This is a genomic window from Pseudonocardia xishanensis, assembly GCF_039541715.1.
Taxonomy (GTDB): Bacteria; Actinomycetota; Actinomycetes; order Mycobacteriales; family Pseudonocardiaceae; genus Pseudonocardia; species Pseudonocardia xishanensis.
In genome coordinates this window covers 77,118-92,666 of the sequence record NZ_BAABGT010000040.1, presented here as the reverse complement: position 1 = coordinate 92,666, position 15,549 = coordinate 77,118, and the positions used below count along the sequence as shown (strand labels likewise).

15 protein-coding genes are annotated in these 15,549 nt (G+C 69.7%); 13 read left to right on the top strand and 2 right to left on the bottom strand.

What is annotated here, in order from left to right; translation table 11 throughout:
* The first annotated feature begins 3 nt into the window (after nucleotides 1-3).
* From ABD993_RS17620 to ABD993_RS17570, 11 genes are all read left to right on the top strand, one after another.
* Complete coding sequence (locus ABD993_RS17620; RefSeq protein WP_345419175.1) at nucleotides 4-1,233, top strand: MCE family protein; 1,230 nt, start codon at nucleotides 4-6, stop codon at nucleotides 1,231-1,233.
* Nucleotides 1,230-2,357: an MCE family protein gene (locus ABD993_RS17615; RefSeq protein ID WP_345419173.1), complete on the top strand. Its 1,128-nt coding sequence runs from the start codon at nucleotides 1,230-1,232 to the stop codon at nucleotides 2,355-2,357. Before ABD993_RS17620 ends, ABD993_RS17615 begins: the two co-directional genes overlap by 4 nt.
* Nucleotides 2,354-3,397 (top strand): MCE family protein, encoded by a 1,044-nt coding sequence (locus ABD993_RS17610; RefSeq protein ID WP_345419171.1) that lies wholly within the window; start codon nucleotides 2,354-2,356, stop codon nucleotides 3,395-3,397. Before ABD993_RS17615 ends, ABD993_RS17610 begins: the two co-directional genes overlap by 4 nt.
* The gene (locus tag ABD993_RS17605; RefSeq protein WP_345419169.1) at nucleotides 3,397-4,641 is read left to right on the top strand and encodes an MCE family protein; all 1,245 of its coding nucleotides are present in this window, start codon (nucleotides 3,397-3,399) and stop codon (nucleotides 4,639-4,641) included. The genes ABD993_RS17610 and ABD993_RS17605 overlap by 1 nt, the downstream gene beginning before the upstream one ends.
* Nucleotides 4,641-5,927 carry an MCE family protein gene (locus tag ABD993_RS17600; protein WP_345419167.1) on the top strand — a complete coding sequence of 429 codons (1,287 nt, stop codon included), beginning with the start codon at nucleotides 4,641-4,643 and terminating at the stop codon, nucleotides 5,925-5,927. The genes ABD993_RS17605 and ABD993_RS17600 overlap by 1 nt, the downstream gene beginning before the upstream one ends.
* Complete coding sequence (locus ABD993_RS17595) at nucleotides 5,924-7,321, top strand: MlaD family protein (protein ID WP_345419165.1); 1,398 nt, start codon at nucleotides 5,924-5,926, stop codon at nucleotides 7,319-7,321. The genes ABD993_RS17600 and ABD993_RS17595 overlap by 4 nt, the downstream gene beginning before the upstream one ends.
* Nucleotides 7,322-7,367: 46 nt before the next feature.
* A complete protein-coding gene (locus tag ABD993_RS17590) occupies nucleotides 7,368-8,003 on the top strand; it encodes a hypothetical protein (protein ID WP_345419163.1) in 636 nt (211 codons plus the stop codon).
* Nucleotides 8,000-8,578 carry a hypothetical protein gene (locus ABD993_RS17585; RefSeq protein WP_345419160.1) on the top strand — a complete coding sequence of 193 codons (579 nt, stop codon included), beginning with the start codon at nucleotides 8,000-8,002 and terminating at the stop codon, nucleotides 8,576-8,578. The genes ABD993_RS17590 and ABD993_RS17585 overlap by 4 nt, the downstream gene beginning before the upstream one ends.
* A gap of 29 nt (nucleotides 8,579-8,607) precedes the next feature.
* Complete coding sequence (locus ABD993_RS17580; RefSeq protein WP_345419158.1) at nucleotides 8,608-9,210, top strand: hypothetical protein; 603 nt, start codon at nucleotides 8,608-8,610, stop codon at nucleotides 9,208-9,210.
* Between the two features lie 119 nt (nucleotides 9,211-9,329).
* Nucleotides 9,330-9,776, top strand: coding sequence for a hypothetical protein (locus ABD993_RS17575; protein WP_345419155.1), 447 nt, complete (start codon nucleotides 9,330-9,332; stop codon nucleotides 9,774-9,776).
* Between the two features lie 43 nt (nucleotides 9,777-9,819).
* Entirely contained in the window at nucleotides 9,820-10,878 is a 1,059-nt protein-coding gene (locus tag ABD993_RS17570; RefSeq protein ID WP_345419152.1) for an ABC transporter ATP-binding protein, read from the top strand.
* Nucleotides 10,879-10,966: 88 nt separating this feature from the next.
* On the opposite strand, the gene ABD993_RS17565 is transcribed toward ABD993_RS17570, so the two are convergent.
* Entirely contained in the window at nucleotides 10,967-11,905 is a 939-nt protein-coding gene (locus tag ABD993_RS17565; RefSeq protein ID WP_345419149.1) for a quinone oxidoreductase family protein, read from the bottom strand.
* 57 nt (nucleotides 11,906-11,962) lie between these two features.
* Nucleotides 11,963-12,622 carry a TetR/AcrR family transcriptional regulator gene (locus ABD993_RS17560; protein WP_345419147.1) on the bottom strand — a complete coding sequence of 220 codons (660 nt, stop codon included), beginning with the start codon at nucleotides 12,620-12,622 and terminating at the stop codon, nucleotides 11,963-11,965.
* 205 nt (nucleotides 12,623-12,827) lie between these two features.
* Between ABD993_RS17560 and ABD993_RS17555 the strand changes: the two genes are divergently transcribed.
* On the top strand, nucleotides 12,828-14,129 hold the full coding sequence (locus tag ABD993_RS17555) for an oxygenase MpaB family protein (RefSeq protein ID WP_345419144.1): 1,302 nt from the start codon (nucleotides 12,828-12,830) through the stop codon (nucleotides 14,127-14,129).
* Between the two features lie 185 nt (nucleotides 14,130-14,314).
* The gene (locus tag ABD993_RS17550) at nucleotides 14,315-15,508 is read left to right on the top strand and encodes a thiolase family protein (RefSeq protein WP_345419141.1); all 1,194 of its coding nucleotides are present in this window, start codon (nucleotides 14,315-14,317) and stop codon (nucleotides 15,506-15,508) included.
* Nucleotides 15,509-15,549 lie beyond the last annotated feature (41 nt).

Below are 15,549 nucleotides of genomic sequence, written 5' to 3'. Positions count from 1 at the left end.
CGCGTGAGGCACAAGATCTATGCGCTCGTGATGCTGGGCATCATCGGCGGCTTCGTGGCCCTGTGTGTCGCCGTCGCCAACGAGGCGTTCACCCCGTACGCGAGGGTGTCCCTGAAAGCCGACCGGGCCGGCCTGCAGATGTACCCGGGCAACCGGGTGCAGCTGCGCGGTGTCGACGTCGGCGAGGTCGACGCGGTGGCGCTCGCCGACGGCGGGGACGCGGTCGACATCGCGCTGAACATCGACCCCGACCTGCTCGACATGATCCCGTCCAACGTGGGGGTCGCACTCAACCAGCTGACGGCGTTCGGCGCCAAGACCGTCTCGCTCGTCGAGCCGGAGAGCCCCTCGGCGAGGAACCTCGCCGCCGGCGACCTGCTGAGCACCGGCCGGATCACGGTCGAGGTCAACAACCTGTTCGAGAACCTGGACGGCGTGCTGGCCACCGCGAGCCCCTCCAAGGTCAACGCGGTCCTCGGCTCCGTCGCCCAGGCGCTCGACGGCAAGGGCGACGAGCTGGGCGACACTGCCGTGCGGCTCGGCGACTACCTGCGCCGCTTCAATGAGAACCTGCCCACCCTGCAGCGAGACTTCGCCAAGGGCGCGGACACGGCCCAGCTCTACAGCGACATCGCCCCCGACCTCGGCGCCATCCTGAGCAACTTCTCGACGACCAGTCGAACCATCGTGGAACAGCAGGCACAGATCGACAGCTTCCTGTTCCAGGTCACGAGGGCGGGCGACATCGGCGGGAACTTCCTCGCGGAGAACGGCGACAGGCTCATGACCACGGTGCGCACGGCTCTGCCGACGACGGCGCTGCTGTCGAAGTACTCACCGATGTTCCCCTGCTTCCTTCAAGGTCTCGACCACTCGAACCGACGGGCCGAGCACTTCTTCGGCGGTGAGGGCCAGGTGGCCGCGATCAACGGCAACGTGTCGTTCGAGCCGGGCGAGGAGGTCTACACGTATCCGAACGACCTGCCAGAGGTCGACCAGAGCAGCGGGCCGCAGTGCCACGGGCTGCCCGACCTCGACGGTGCGCGGGTCCCGGACTCGGCCGTCGACGTCCAGACCCCGCCGGAGGGCACGAACGAGCAGCGCGACAGTCTCCGCGTCGGTGATCCGCCGCTCGTGGTCCAGCTGTTCGGGCCGCTCGCGGGCGCCCCGCTCACGACCGAGCCCGGCGCGACCGGGGCGCTCCAGCAGCCCGGTTCCGGAGGACCCCGATGAGCACGAGCAACTCCCAGGCGGTTCTCAAGCCGACCATCAAGAGCGGCATCTTCGTCGCCGTGGCCCTCGTGGTGCTGGTGGTGATCGCACTGGAGCTGGGGGCGAACGTCGCAGGCCTGCACGACCGTGCCGAGTACAAGGCGGTGTTCACCGACACCTCCGACCTGCAGGTGGGGGACTCGGTACGGGTCGCGGGCGTCGACGTCGGTGAGGTCACCGACGTCGATCTCGCCGACGCGGCGCACGCGACGGTGGCCTTCTCGGTCAACCGCACCAGGCCGCTGCCCACCGACAGCACCCTCACCATCCGCTACCTCAACCTCACCGGCGACCGCTACCTCGAGGTGGGGCGGGGAGTGGGTGGCGGTGTCGGTACCCTCGAGGAGGGTGCGGAGATCCCGGTGGCGCAGACGCGTCCGGCGCTCGACCTCGACGTCCTGCTCGCCGGCTTCGACCCGCTGTTCGAAGGGCTCGCCCCCGAGGAGATCAACGGCCTCACCAGCGACCTGATCGCGGTGCTGCAGGGCCAGGGCGGGACCTTCGAGTCCATCCTGACCCGCATCGGCTCCCTCACGAACACCCTCGCCGACCGAGACCTGGTCATCGGCCAGGTGGTGACGAACCTGAACACCGTGCTCGGCACCCTGGACGAGAAGGGGCCCGAGCTCGCCCAGACCATCGACCGGCTCCAGATCCTCGTCTCCGGGCTCTCCGGGGACCGGGAGCGGATCGGCGACGGCCTGGAGGCGACGCAGCGACTCGTCACCAGCGTCGACGGCTTCCTCGACAAGGCGCGGGGCCCGCTCGTGGGCACCGTCGACCAGATCCAGCGCGTCGCCGACCTCGCCAACCAGGGCGAGGAGAACCTCAACGAGGTCCTGGGCATGCTGCCCGGCGCCTACCTGAGGGTCAGCCGCGTCGCGTCCCGCGGCGCGATGTACTCGCTGTTCATCTGCTCGCTGCGGGTGAAGGTCACCGGGCCGGACGGCCAGCCGCTCTACTCGCCGATGGTGGGTCCGAGCGACAACATCGAGCGCTGCCGGGACGACGACGTCGCCCCGCTGGAGACCCCCGAGCAGCGCGAGGTCGCCGAGTCGGCCCAGGCACAGGGCGGTGGACGATGAGCAAGCTGAAGTTCCGCGAGAAGAACCCGATCACCATCGCGCTGGTGGGCGTCGGCGGCATCCTGGTGATCATCTTCGGGTCGTTCCAGATCGCGGCGATGCCTTTCATCGCCGGGTCGAGCTACGAGGCGGTGTTCAGCGAGGCGGGCGGCCTCAACGTCGGGGACAAGGTGAAGCTGGCGGGAACGGAGGCCGGCCAGGTCACCGGCGTCGACCTGGTCGACGGGGACGTCCTGGTCTCCTTCACCGTCAAGGGCGTGTCGCTCGGCGACGAGTCGACCGCCACGATCGGCACCCAGACCCTGCTGGGCGAGCGCAACCTCGAGGTCTCCTCCCGCGGAGGCGGCGAGATGTCGGCGGGCGACCGCATTCCCCTGGAGCGGACGACCGCGCCGTACAGCATCACCCAAGGCATCGAGGACGTCACCCGCCGGACCGGCGAGATCGAGACCGAGCGGGTCGGCCAGGCACTCGACGTCTTCGCCGACACCTTCTCCGACACCCCGGACGACCTGTCCGAGGCCTTCCGGGGCGTCAGCCGCATCTCGCAGACGATCGCCTCGCGCGACGACGCCCTGCGGCAGCTGCTCGCCAAGGCGAACAGTGTCAGCGGCATCCTCAGCGAGCGCAGCGGACAGCTGTCGACGCTGCTGGTCGACGGCAACACGCTGCTCGGCGAGCTGCAGGCGCGTCGAGAGGTGATCGCCGGCCTGCTCAGGGACACCACCCGGGTCGCCCAGCAGGTCGTCGGGCTCAACGAGGACCAGCGCAACCGGCTGCAACCCGCGCTGAAGTCCCTGAACGACGCGATCTCCATCCTGCAGGACAACCAGGACAACATCGGCTCGGCGGTCGAGCGGGTGTCGACGTTCATCACCGGGCTCGGTGAAGGCCTGGAGCACGGCACCTCGTTCACCGGCTACGGCGAGCTCGGGGGTCTCGGGGCCTTCCCGACGTCGCAGTTCGTCCCGTCGCTGACGGTGCCGACCGCGCAGACCCCGAACCTCGGGCCGCTGCCGCTCCCGACGGGAGGTAGCTGATGGCTCGGCTGGGGAAGCTCGCGATGCCCGTCCGGTTCGTGGCCGTGGCCGTGGTGCTCGCGCTCGTCGCGGGCGCGGTGGTGATCCTGCTGCAGGGCGGGGTGAAGCACGGGACGGCGTACTTCAGGACGGTGAAGAACATCTACCCGCAGGACCGGGTGAAGATCCAGGGCGTCGATGTCGGCAGGATCGAGTCGATCACTCCGGAAGCCGACAAGGTCAGGGTCGAGTTCACCTACGACTCGAAGTACGACCTGCCCGCCGACGCAGGCGCCGCCGTGGTCACCCCCACCCTGGTGGCCACCCGCTTCCTGCAGATCGCGCCGGCCTACAAGGGCGGCGAGGTTCTCGAGGACGGCGGCGTGATCCCGCTGGAGCGCACCGCCTCCCCGCTGGAGTTCGACGATCTGAAGAAGGAGCTGTCCAAGGTCGCCACCCAGCTCGGCCCGGACGGTCTCGACCCGCAGGGCGCGCTCAACCGGTTCCTCCGGGTGTCGGCGGAGAACGGCGACGGCCGCGGCGCGGAGTTCAACACGATGATCCAGGACGCGTCAGCCGCGATGCAGACACTGGCCGACGGCCGGGAGGACCTGTTCGGCACGGTGAAGAACCTGCAGGTGCTGGTCACCGCGCTGTCCGGGCTGGGAGACCAGATCACCGAGTTCAACACGCGTCTCGACGACGTGTCGGGCATCTTCGACGAGAACCGCGACCAGCTCGCGCAGGCGATCAGCGGCATCGACCAGGCGGGCCAGGCGATCGACGAGTTCGTCCGGACCAACGGCGATGAGCTGAACACCACCGTCGAGAGGCTCGGGCAGTTCAACGGTGCCCTGGCCGCGCAGCGGGACGACCTGGCACAGATCCTCCACGTCGCACCGAACACGCTGCAGGCGTTCCTGAACGTCTTCTCGCCGACCGGGCAGGCCGTGACGGGCACGCTCACCGTCAACAACCTCGACACCCCGGCGGACTTCGTGTGCTCGGCGTTCGCGGCCGCCGCCGCGCACAGCGCCAAGGAGGGCACGGACTCCTGCGTCACCACGCTCGGTCCGCTGCTCAACCTGCTGCGGATCCAGCAGCCGCCCATCGGCGTCAACCCGATCTCGAGGCCCGGCGGCGGCCTCTCGACGGACCGTCCCGGCGAGGTCGACCGCACCAGCGGCACGGCTCCGTCGAACGACAAGCTCGTCCCCTCGACCGACATCCCGGGCCTCGGCGGCCTGCTGACGGGAGGCAACTGATGCGACGACGCATCGGCGTGAAGGCGATGGCGGCGCTCGTCGTCGGCAGCGTGCTCGCGCTCTCCGGATGTGACTACGGCGGGATCAACTCGCTGAAGCTGCCGGGCACGCAGGGCCAGGGGGAGGGGGCCTACACGATCGACATCCAGATGGAGGACGTGGGCAACCTCGTGGCCAACAACCCCGTCCGGCTGCGCGACGTCAACGTCGGCACCATCAGTGCCATCCGGCTGGACGACTGGAACGCCGTCGTGACCGTGGCGCTCAACGGTGATGTGGAGCTGCCGCGCAACACCAGGGCGAAGATCGGGCAGGGCAGCCTGCTCGGTGCCAAGTTCGTCCAGCTCGACCTGCCCGAGGAGGCTCCGCAGGGTCGGCTGCAGGACGGGGACGTCATCCCGGTCGCGCAGACCGGCCGGTACCCGGAGACCGAGGATGTCCTGGCGTCGGTCGCCGCCCTGCTCAACGGCGGCGGTCTGCAGCACATCAAGACCATCAGCGGCGAGCTCGACCGGGCGCTGTCGAACCGCACGCCGCAGATCCGCGACCTGCTCACCGAGCTCGACACCTTCGTGACCGGGCTCGACGACCAGCGCGACGACATCGTCCGCGCCATCGACGGGCTGGACCGCTTCGGGTCGAGCTTCGCGGAGCAGGACCCCGCGCTGCGGGAGGCCCTGGCGACGTTCCCACCCGCCCTCGCGGAGCTGGAGGCGCAACGCGCCGACCTCGTGGCGACGCTGGACTCGCTGGGCGGGTTCGGCGTCGAGGCCGACCGGGTGCTCGGCGGCGTGCGCGACGACCTGGCCGCCAACCTGTCGAACCTCGAGCCGGCCTTGGCGGGGCTCGCCGATGCGGGGCCCTCTCTCGTCGACTCGCTGTACATGCTGGGCACCGTCGTGTTCCCGCTGCGCACGTTCGACCGCTACGTGCGCGGCGACTTCATCAACTTCTCCATCACGGTGGACCTCACGCTCGGGACGCTGGACCACAACTTCCTGACCAACACGCCCTTCGCGGGCGCGCTGGGGCAGGTGGAGACGATCCTCGCCAACGGCGGCACGGTCACCCAGGCCGTGGACCCGCTGCTGCCGGCCCCGCTCCCGGAGGAGAACCGGCTCCCGGGCCTCCCGCCGATCCCGGGGTTGTCTCCCGCAGACGGGGCCCAGGCGCCCAACCCGGCCCCGGACGCGTACAACGCCCCGCCGGACCCCACCACGGCACCGCAGCCCGACGGCGGCGCACTCGGTGGCCTGCTCGACTCCGTGACCGGGGGTGGCCGATGACCAGCTTCGTCCGCAAGCAGCTCGTGATCTTCACGGCGCTGTCCGTGGCCGCCTTCGCGATCATCGCGTTCGGCTACGTGAAGGTCCCCACCCTGCTGGGGGCGGGACAGATCCAGGTGACCGCCAGGATCCCCGAGGCCGGGGGCATCTATCCCAACGCCAACGTGACCTACCGCGGCTACACGATCGGCAAGGTCAAGGAGGTGACGCTGGTCCCCGGCGCCGTCGACGTGCGGATGTCGATCGACGAGTCGCTCGCCCCGCCTGCGAACAGCTACGCCCACGTGCAGTCGGTGTCCGCGATCGGCGAGCAGTTCGTCGACTTCGTCCCGCCGGACTCCCCGGAGGTCGCCAATGCGAGCTTCACCGGCGAGCCAGGGTCCGCGCCGCCTGCCTCGGCCACAGAACCCCTCGCCGACGGCGCCTTCATCCCGGAGAGCCACACCAGTATCCCGACGCCCACCGCGAACGTTCTCAATGAGGTGAACGGGCTGCTCGCGACGGTCGACAAGCAGGACCTCGACGTCGTCCTCCGGGAGTTCGACGCCGCCTTCCGCGGCATCGGGCCGCAGCTGTCCTCCATCGCCGACAACGCACGGCTGCTGCTGGACTCCGCCGACGCCGCGTACCCCCAGACCGAACAGCTCATCCGGGACGCGGAGCCCTTCCTCGACAGCCAGATCGCGAGTGCGGACAACGCCCGGGCCTGGTCGCGGCAGCTCGCCTCGGTCACCGAGCAGCTCAAACAGAGCGACGGTGACCTGCGCGGGGCGCTGCGCAACGGCCAGGTGGCCGCCGAGCAGGCGGGGAACTTCCTGGACCGGCTGCGCGGGCCGCTGCCGGGGACCCTCGACAACACCATCGTGCTGACCGAGCTGGCCCAGGCCTACAACGCCCCGATCGAGCAGGTGCTCGTCGTCTACCCGGCGCTACAGTCGTTCTACCAGGCGGCGCTGGGGCCGAACACGCGTGAGCAGATCAACTTCAACATCAAGCTCAACCCCAACCGCCCCGCCTGCTACGAGGGCTGGGTCGGACCGGGGGCCGAGGGCGGGCCGCGCGACGCCTTCGAGCTGTCCGACATGCCGTTCCCGGACGACCAGTACTGCCAGCTGCCCCAGAACGACGAGCGACTCGTCCGCGGTTCGCGGAACCTGCCCTGCTTCGAGCCGGACGCTCCGGCGAACCGTCGGGCCGCCACCGTCCAGCAGTGCCGGGAGGGCGGTTTCGTGCCCACCACCACGAAGGGCACCCAGCTGCCGATCGGGGGCGCGCTGTCCGACGCCCCCCTGTTCATCGGGCAGACCCCGGCAGTGCCGGTGGACCTTCTCGGGCCGGGTGCCCAGCCGGGTGCCGCGCCAGAGGACCTGCGGGGACTGCTGTTGCCCGGCTGAGCCCACCGTGACCCTGAGCTCGACGACGAGACGAGGTGAACCTGAGATGAAGACTGACGAGCAGAGCGCCACCGAGCCGGCTTCCCCCGAGCCGCTCGCCGAGGCGGAGGCCGTCGAGGCCGCGGGGCCCGCTGACACCAGCGGGTCCGAGGTGGAGACGGCAGGCACGGACGGCGGCGGTGGGGGAGAGGCGGTCGCCCCGCGGCCGCGGCCCGCGACCGTCGCAGCCGCCGTGCTCGCGGTCCTCCTCGTCGCGGCCGCGGTGCTCCTCGGAATCCTGTGGAACGACGGCAGGCAGCTCGACGAGCGCCGCGACCGCGCGGTCGCGGAAGCCCAGGACATGGCGGTGGCGCTGGTGTCGGTCAGCTCCGACTCGGCCGAGCAGGACGTCCGACGGATCATGGACGGTGCCGTGGGCGACTTCGGGAAGATCTTCTCCGAGAACCTGGACTCCTACGTCGACATCGTCCGCAAGGGCGGCGTCGAGACCAGCGGCGAGGTCGTCTCGTCCGGGCTGGAACGCCTCGACGGGCCCACGGCCCGGGTGCTCGTCGCGTTGAGGGCCGAGGTGCGCAACCAGCAGGCCCCCGACGGCGAGCAGCGCACCTACCGCATGGCGGTCGAGATGACCGAGCAGCCCGACGGTGAATGGCTGGCCGACAAGGTGGAGTTCGTCCCGTGAGCGAGAAGACCGAGAAGGACATCGACGGGGAGAACCCGGTGGGGATGCCGGACCCGGTCGCGTCGACCTCGTCCCGCGAGGAGCCCGCGGCTCCACGCCGGTCGAGGGGCATGGTCGCGGCGCTGGGCGTCGCCCTCGTCGCACTGGTCGTCGGCGCGACCTTCGGAGGCATGCTCCTGCACCAGCGCTCCCTTGAGACGGCGAGGGCCGAGGCCCGAGAGGCCGCGTCGCTCGCCGCCCAGCAGTTGCTGTCCTACGACTACCGCTCTCTGGACCGCGACGTGGACCTCCGACTGGACCAGCTCACCGGAGACTTCCGCGAGCGGTACCGCTCGATGGTCGCGGGCACGGTGGCCCCGGCGGCCGCCGCCCAGCAGGTGGTCACCACCTCGACGGTCGTCGGATCGTCGGTCGTGGCGGTCCCGGACGTCGACCACGTGACCCTGCTGCTCTTCCTGAACCAGAGCTCCGAGGCGCCGAGCCTCGCCCAGCCGCTGCTCACGGGCAGCCGCGTCCAGCTCTCGCTGGAGAGGGTGGACGGCCGCTGGCTGACCGCCGACATCCAACCCGTCTGATCCGCCCCCCGTCAGAAGGAGGTCACGGCATGTCCGCGACCCGAACGAACCGGCTCGCGCCCGACCAGGACGACGAGCCGACCACGGTGATCACCGACGGCCCCGCCGGGGACGAGGACGCCGCGGACTCGTCCGCGAGCGAACCGCACCGACCGACCTCGCGTCGGGCCCGGTGGATCGTCCTGCTCGTGCTCCTGGCACTGCTGCTCGGCCTCGTGGCCTCCGGCCTGCTCTACCTCTCCGACCGCTCCCGGGAGGCCTCACGAGCCGAGGCTCTCGATGCAGCTCGCTCGGCGGCGGTCGCCCTGACGTCGATGAACTTCGACTCCGCCGACGCCGACGTGCAGCGTGTCATCGACGCCGGAACCGGCGAGTTCGGCGACCTCTTCCGGCAGAACCTGGACTCCTACATCGGGATGGTCCGGGAGTCGAAGGTGGACTCGACGGGCGAGGTGACCGGTGCCGCACTGATCGAGTCCGGCTCCTCGACGGCGGAGGCGCTGGTGGCGGTGCGCAGCATGGTCGACAACAGCTCCTCCCCCGAGGCGGAGCCACGGCTCTACCGGATGCGTCTGGAGATGATGAAGGAGGACGACCGGTGGCTCGTGAACAAGCTGGACTTCGTCGGATGAGCGGCGTCGGACGTGTCCTGGGTACGCTCCGAACCGGTGCGGCGGCGGTGGGGACAGCACCGGGCAGACTCATCACCTGGTCCGAGCGTGCGCCGCGCCCCGCCGCGATCGTCGCGGGAGTGGCCGCGCTCCTGCTCCTCGCCGGGATCGCCACCTTCACGGTGCTGCACGTCCGTGAGCAGCGGACGGTGATGGCACGGGCCGAGGCGCAGGCGGTCGCGAAGGAGGCCGTTCCGGTGCTCCTGTCCTTCGACCACACGAGCCTCGGTGGTGACCTGGCTTCGCGCGAGGCTCGTCTGACGGGGTCGTTCAAGGACGACTACGCGAAGCTGATGCGAGACGTCGTGCTCCCGGCCGCTCAGCAGAGCGTCCTGATCACCACGACCGAGCTCGTCGACTCCGGGGTGGCCGCGGACGACGGCCCGAACCGCATCACCCTGCTCATGTTCGTCAACCAGTCCACCGGTCCGGAGGGACGGGCGCCCGATGTCGCCGGCAGCCGTGTCCGCGTGACGATGGAACGCCCGGCGGACGAGTGGCTCGTCTCCGAGTTGACCCCTGTCTGACCCAGTCCCGTGGCGTAGTCACGATCCTTGGAGGAGCCGACCCGTGTCCGGAGTCGAAGTGAAGGTCGAGGGGCTGTCGAAGTCCTTCGGCAGGGCCAACATCTGGTCCGATGTGAGCCTGACCCTGCCTCCGGGCGAGGTCAGCGTGCTGCTGGGCCCGTCCGGGACCGGCAAGTCGGTCTTCCTGAAGTCCCTTATCGGGCTGCTGAAGCCGGAGAAGGGATCGATCGTCATCCACGACACGGATCTCGTGCGGTGCAACGAGAACCGACTGTACGAGCTGCGCAAGCTCTTCGGCGTGCTGTTCCAGGACGGCGCGTTGTTCGGGTCGATGAACCTCTTCGACAACATCGCGTTCCCCCTGCGCGAGCACACGAAGAAGTCCGAGGCGCAGATCAAGGACATCGTGATGGAGAAGATGGACATGGTCGGCCTGAAGGGCGACGAGTCCAAGCTCCCCGGTGAGATCTCGGGCGGTATGCGCAAGCGGGCCGGGTTGGCGAGGGCGCTGGTGCTGGACCCGGAGATCATCCTGTTCGACGAGCCGGACTCGGGGCTGGACCCGGTGCGCACGGCGTACCTGAACCAGCTGATCATCGACCTGAACGCGCAGACGGACTCGACGTTCCTGATCGTCACCCACGACATCAACACCGCACAGACGGTCCCGGACAACATCGGCATGCTGTACCGCAAGCACCTGGCCATGTTCGGGCCACGCGAGCTTCTGCTGACCAGCGACGACCCGGTGGTGTCGCAGTTTCTCAACGGTCGGCGCGAGGGACCGATCGGCATGTCGGAGGAGAAGGACTCCGCGCAGGCCGAGCGGGAGATGGCGGAGGCGGGAGAACTCGACGGCCTGCCACCCATCAAGCCTCAGCTGGAGGTCTCCGCCGGAGTGCCGGAGCGCAAGGCCGTAGCTCGCAGGCAGCAGCGCGTGCGGGACATGATGCACACCCTGTCGCCTGCCGCCCAGGCGGCGATCCGAGCCTCACACATCGCCCAGCCGCAAGCGGGCGTCGCCGACCCGGGGGCCCCCACCGAGCAGCTGCCTCGGGCCGGCCACGGCGGGTACGGCGAGCCGCGACACCGGCTTCGCTGATTCGCCGAGCCCGCAGGGGCGGGCGGGACGCGGAGGAGCGGGTGGGTGCCAGGGGGCGGGACGGCACCCACTCGCGAACCGCCCCCGGTCAGGGAGTGAACACGATCTTTCCGCGCAGGTCGTCCTGCTCCATGGCGGCGAATCCGGCGTGTGCCTCGGCCAACGGGAGGACTTGGTGGATCGGCGGCTTGATGCCCGCGGACGCGCACAGGTTCGCGAGCCGGTCGAGGCGCTCGAGGGAGCCCATCGAGGAGCCGCGGATGGTCAGCTGTTTGGCGAACACCAGGGCGGCGTCGACGGTGATCTGGTAGCCACTGGTCGCTCCGGACACGACCATGGTCCCGCCCGGCTTCAGACACTTGAGCGAGTGCGGCCACGTGGCGGCTCCGACAGAGTCCATGACGGCATCGACCCGCTCGGGCAGCCGGGCCCCGCTCTCGTACGCCCCCTCGGCACCCAGATCGAGCGCGAACGCCCGGTTCTGCTCGCTGCGGCTGGTGACGAGCACGCGAAAGCCCGCGGAGCGCGCCAGCAGCACGAGCGCCGTCGCGAGCCCGCCACCTGCGCCCTGGACGAGAACGGTTCCGCCCGGCTCGACGTCCGCCTTGCCGAACAGCATCTGATAGGCGGTCAGCCACGCCGTGGGCAGGCAGGCCGCCTCCTCGAACGTCAGCTCCGCGGGTTTGGTCACGAGGTTCGCGGTCGGGACGACGAGCCGTTCGGCGAATGCGCCCTGGTGCTGCTCGGACAACACGGAACGTCGGCCTCGATCCGCCACGACCGCGTGCACGATGACCTCACGACCGTCCTCGGTGACGCCGGCGGCATCGCAGCCGAGGATCATGGGCAGGTTCTTCTCGGCCAGCCCCACGCCTCGCAGGGACCACAGGTCGTGTCTGTTGAGCGATGCCGCACGAACCTCGACGAGGGACCACCCCGGCGGGACGACCGGCTCGGGACGCTCACCGACCACGAGACCGTCGAGCGGCGACTCGGGTGCGAAGGACTCGATGTAGACCGCGCGCATCCGCGCTCCTTCCTCGGGACGCCCCCGACCGGCAGTGGTCGGGGACTCCTTCGGAGGTTACAGGTTACCGATACTGTCGCCCGTCGCCTTCTCGCGTGGGGTGGGGATGATCTCACCCGGAGGGAGTGGGGCGGTCACGACAGCGGCCACCATGAAGTCCCGGACGTACGCGGTCAGTTCGTCCTCCTCCTTGGTCAGTGCGGTGGGGTGGGTCAACAGCCAGAACTGTTGATAGGTGATCCATCGACTCATCGCCCGGTGATCGAGTCCGGGGCGGAGGACGCCGCTCTCCTCGTACCGCCGCAGGATCGGCAGCCAGTAGTCCTCGCGAGCCTCCGCCATGCCGACCGAGCCGAACACGAGCTCCGCCATCCGAGGGGCGATGTTGGGGTCGAGGACCTCGTCGAACAGGGCGAACTCGCTGGCGATCTTGATCTCCGTCATGATCAGGTCGAGCAGCGCGCGCGTCGACGGCTCGGTGTCGGCGAAGTGTCGCTCGAGCACCGGGCGGTGGTTCTGGTCGATCTGCCGGATGTACAGCGCGATCAGGAGCTCGTCCCGCCCGCTGAAGTGCTTGTAGATCGTCTGTCGCGCGATGCCGGTCTGGCGGGCGACGTCTTCCATCGTGAGCTTGTGGAGCGGGAGGCGCTGCAGCAGGGTGGTGGCGACCTCCAGAATCTCATTCCTGAGATCGCCACCGCCCGAGCGTCGTGCCATGTCCAGCCCCCTCGTTCGACGGGCTCGCACCGATGCGCGCGAGCCGTACCCGGTCGAGTATGGCACCGCTCACGACTCGTGTCGTCGAGGAGTGCGTCAGGCGACACGTTGTGTCGCCCGTCCGGACTTGCTGCAGGCGACAGATCGTGTAATCTGTCGCCGAGCAGCACTGCGGCTGTTCCCGATTCGCTGCTAGGAGGCCTCCATGCCCACAGCGCAGCCGGATGTCCGGCCCGCCGACATCCCAGACGACCTGGTCTCGGGCCCGTCACTACGACGGACCGTCAACTTCGAGAAGGCCGTGGGTCTGTACGGCCGCACCACGGTCGAGCACATCGCGGACCACTACAACCGAGGAGACGAGCTCGGTTACGCCGCCTACGCGGCACTGCACGACCTCGGCGGTTCCCCCGCTGAAGGACGGGCGTTGTACGCCAAGGCGCTGGAGGAGGGGATCGACAGTCTGGTCGACCCGCCTGCTGCTCTCGTCGAGCTGTTCAAGTCGGTGGACACCGTTCCGGACTGGGTGGACTGGGACCAGCTCGAGCGCGGCAGCATCGCCTATTGGCGCGCGGGCAAGATGGTCGTGATGTGCCTCGCCTACGCCGCCATCGGCGCGGGTTTCCGTACCTACGGCGGCACGCGACCGTTGGTGCTGAGTCGTCGCCTGATCGAGCGGGACCAGGTCGGCAGGCGGCTGATCGAGACGCTGCGCTGGGCGGCGAATGCCTCCAAGCCGAACGGGATGCGCAGGTTCGAGGACGGTTTCCGCCTCACCATGAACGTCCGGATGATCCACGGGGCGGTGCGTTACCACCTGTCCCGCAGTGCGGACTGGGACTGGAACGACTGGGGTGTCCCGGTCGACAACGTCGATGCGCTGTACACGATGGGGTGCCTGTTCACCGAGGCGGTGGTCGACGCCCTGCGCAAGGTCGGGATCAACCTCAGCGACCGCGAGGTCGACGACATCATCGCCCTGTGGCGCTACATCGGCTACGTCATGGGGATCCCGGACGACATCAACTTCACGGACTGGAAGGACCTCAAGACGAAGTCCGCGATCGTGCGGATGCTCGAGCACCCCGCCGACCAGGGCTGCGTCGCGCTGATGAAGTCGCTCACCGACTACATCTGCGAGGAGAAGATCCAGGGCTACGAGGTGCTGCCGCCGTTCATCGACAAGCGTCTGGGCCCGGACCAGAAGAAGGTCCTGACCTACGGCCTGATGCGCGCCTGGGCGGGCGACGACATCTGCGACCAGCTCGGCCTGCCCAACAACAGCCTGCGCCACCTGGTCAAGATCGCGCGTCCCTTCGTGTCCACCTACGACCGGGTGACGCGGATCCTCCCGCACGACGACGGGGAGAAGGCGGCGGAGGCGCTGCGCGCGTTCGGAGTCGCCCTGGCGCTGAAGGACGGCGACCCGGAGGTCGCGGGGGCCGACGAGGTCACGGACTCCTTTGAGCGCAACAGCTCCAAGGCGTCGGAGATCCTGCACGCCTGACCCCTCCCGTGCGCGCCGACGTCCCTGTCGCGCGCTCCGTCCGCGGCCGCCCCTTCGGCGGGCCGCGGCCTCGGTCCGGACCGAAGGCCCGTCGCGGCTCGGTGAGTGCCCGAACGTGGCGCCACGCTCCCCGCCGGTGTCCGGTCCGGGCCACCGCACGCCACCCCACCAGAGGAGAGACACACGTGACCGACGCCGTGATCGTGGATGCCATTCGTTCGCCGCTGACGAAGGGAAAGCAGGGCGGCGCCCTGTCCGGGCTGCACGCCGTCGAGCTGCTGGCCCAGACGATCAAGGCACTGATCGAGCGGACCGGGATCGACCCGGGCACCGTCGACGACGTCCTCGCGGGTTGCGTCAGCCAGGTCGGGGAGCAGGCAGGCAACGTCGGTCGCATGGCGTGGCTGAGCGCGGGGCTGCCCGTGCACGTGCCGTCGACCACCGTGGAGCGCAAGTGCGGCTCCAGCCAGCAGGCGGCCCACTTCGCCGCGCAGGGCGTGCTCGCGGGTGCCTACGACGTCGCCGTGGTCGCCGGTGTGGAGTCCATGAGCCGGATCCCGATGGGCAGCAGCGCCATCGGGATGGACCCCTACGGCCCTGGCGTCGCCGCCCGCTTCGCGCCGGGACTCGTGCCGCAGGGCATCGCGGCGGAACTGATCGCAGCGAAGTGGAAGATTACCCGTGAGGAGATGGACGAGTACTCGGCGCGCTCCCACGAGCGGGCCGCCGCGTACGAGGACGCCGGCGGGTTCGCGAACGAGATCGTGCCCATCCGGGTGCCCGGGGAGCCGGGTGACGAGGTCGTCGTCGACCGCGACGAGACGATCCGGCGCGGTACCACGGCGGAGAAGCTCGGGGGCCTCAAGCCGGCGTTCGAGCACGAGCGGTGGCTGCAGCGTTTCCCGGAGATCACGTGGTCGGTGACGGCGGGCAACTCCTCGCAGATCACCGACGGCGCCAGCGCGATGCTCGTGATGAGCGCCGACCGCGCCGCGAAGCTGGGGCTCCGCCCGCGCGCCCGCTTCCACTCGTTCTCGGTGGTCGCGGACGACCCCATCATGATGCTGACGGGCCCCATCCCGGCCACGCACCGGGTGCTCGAGCGCTCCGGGCTGACCATCGGTGACCTCGACCACATCGAGGTCAACGAGGCCTTCGCCCCGGTGCCGCTGGCCTGGCAGGCGGAGTTCGACGCCGACCCCGAGCGGCTCAACCCCTGCGGTGGCGCGATCGCCCTGGGGCACCCGCTGGGCGGTTCCGGCGCCCGGCTCATGACCACGATGTTGAACAACCTGGAGCGGACCGGCGGTCGGTACGGGCTCCAGACCATGTGCGAGGCGGGCGGGATGGCGAACGCCACCGTCATCGAGCGACTCTGACCCCCCGGTCACGCCGCTCACCGCTTGCGACAGGAGGATCA